This is a genomic window from Gelidibacter sp., assembly GCF_035577925.1.
Classification (GTDB): domain Bacteria; phylum Bacteroidota; class Bacteroidia; order Flavobacteriales; family Flavobacteriaceae; genus Gelidibacter.
Map to the genome: position 1 here is coordinate 1 of NZ_DATJCY010000205.1, position 2,140 is coordinate 2,140.

Below are 2,140 nucleotides of genomic sequence, written 5' to 3' on the forward strand. Positions count from 1 at the left end.
TAATGACAGAAAACATGCTAAAAAACTTTAATAAAAGGTGTTTTTGTTTTCTAGTTAGCATCGAAAAAGTATTAAAACGCTAATACATGGCGATGTATGGAGGGTTTAAAAATTATAAACCACTTCTAATTTATGGTCTTTAAGCGATAATTTGGCTTTTTCGATATCTTCAGTAAATCCCAAAATATAGCCTCCGCCACCCGAGCCACATAATTTTAAATAATAATCATTGGTTTCCAAACCTTTTTTCCAAAGTTCATGAAATTGCTGTGGGATCATTGGTTTAAAATGATTGAGGGCTACTTTTGAAAGTTTCTTGGTGTTAAGAAATAGGGACTTAAAATCCCCTCTTAAAAAATCGTCCACACAAGCATCGGTATGCTTGATGAATTGATTTTTGATCATTCTTCGGAATCCCTCTTGCTTCATGTTTTCCATGAAAATCTGAACCATTGGCGCTGTTTCTCCAGTCATACCACTATCCAATAAAAAAACGGCACCTTTACCATCACTTTTTTGTGATGGAATACCAGCGGCTTCAATATTGTCCTTGGAATTAATCAAAATAGGAATGCTCAAATAACTATTCAACGGATCTAAACCGGACGATTTTCCATGGAAAAAAGATTCCATTTCAGAAAATATGGTTTTTAATACCAATAGCTTTTCACGCGTTAAATTTTCTAAAACAGTAATTTTATGATGCGCATATTGATCATAAATAGCAGCCACCAAGGCACCACTACTTCCTACGCCATAGCCTTGTGGAATTGAAGAATCAAAGTACATTCCCGCATTAACATCGGTCTCCAACGCCTCCATATCAAAAGTCACCAATTCTGGATTGATATTTTTTAGATAAGCAACGTATTTTTTAAGGTTGGCATTAGATCTTATAGCGACATCCGTTTCAAGGCCATCTGTTTTTAATGCGCCATTGAAAAAATTATAAGGAATTGATAAGCCTTTGGAATCTTTAATGATACCATATTCGCCAAAAAGTAGGATTTTAGAGTAAAATAGAGGTCCTTTCATTTCTTTTAATGAAAAATTAATAATGCAAAATTAAGAATTATTCTTTAATTGGTTTTACAATAATAGCCATTAATCTTAACATTTTGTATTTTAGGCTATTCAATATCAATGAGCTGGGCACCAAAACCTATTTCGTCACATATATAATGTCCGTTTTGGCAATAGCTAGCCAAGTCAGCTTCAATAAATTTCAAGATTTCTTCACGTTCTTTCTTTGGGTAAAGCACATGTACATTTGCTCCAGCATCTAAGGTAAAACTGATATTCAATCCCGTTTTTTCTCTGAAATCCCATATTTTATTAATAATCTCCAAAGTATTTGGTTTCATCAAAATAAAATAAGGCATACTGGTCATCATCATGGCGTGCAAGGTGAGCGCTTCACTTTCAACCAATAAATTAAAAGCTTTCAAATCACCAGATGCCAAGATATCTTTTAACTTTTCGAGATTTTGATGAGCTTGTTGAAATCTGTTTTGGGCATACGGATGGCTGTGCATCAAATTATGCCCAACAGTACTGCTCACTTGCTTTTCGCCTTTATCAACCAACAAAATTGTATCCTGATAGTCCTTAAAATTTTCATGCACTTGATATGGATATTTTATGCCATATAAATCTGTGCTTTCTTTAATAGAATGGGTTTTACCCCAAACAATCACATCGCCTTCAATACTTCTACAGGCACTTCCTGAGCCCAAACGTGCTAAAAAAGAAGCTTTTCTATTAAAATAATCCTCATCAATAATATCCGAGGACAAAAATTGCCGTTCAACACTCATCAAGCATAACGCTAATGCACTCATCCCGCTTGCGGATGAGGCAATACCCGAACTATGAGGAAATGTGTTGTGGGTTTCTATGATAAAATGGTAATGTTTTAAAAATGGGACATAAACTTCAACACGTTCAAAAAACGATTGAATCTTTGGCTTGAAATCTTTTTTAAGATGACCATCTAAATAAACATCAAAAGAAAACCGGTCATCATCCGTCTTTTTTGAAAACCTTAGAGTTGTGATGGTCTTACAATAGTTTAAAGTAAAACTAAGTGATGGATTTTCAGGAATTTGATCTTTTTTCTTGCCCCAATATTTTATGAGAG

At 34.2% G+C, this 2,140-nt stretch carries 2 protein-coding genes; both read right to left on the reverse strand.

Annotated features, from left to right (window positions below; genetic code table 11):
- Positions 1-105: 105 nt before the first annotated feature.
- Positions 106-1,035 (reverse strand): mevalonate kinase, encoded by a 930-nt coding sequence (locus tag VNJ50_RS07980; RefSeq protein WP_325580708.1) that lies wholly within the window; start codon positions 1,033-1,035, stop codon positions 106-108.
- Between the two features lie 95 nt (positions 1,036-1,130).
- On the reverse strand, positions 1,131-2,140 hold a 1,010-nt coding region (locus tag VNJ50_RS07985), incomplete at its 5' end, for a diphosphomevalonate decarboxylase (protein ID WP_325580710.1).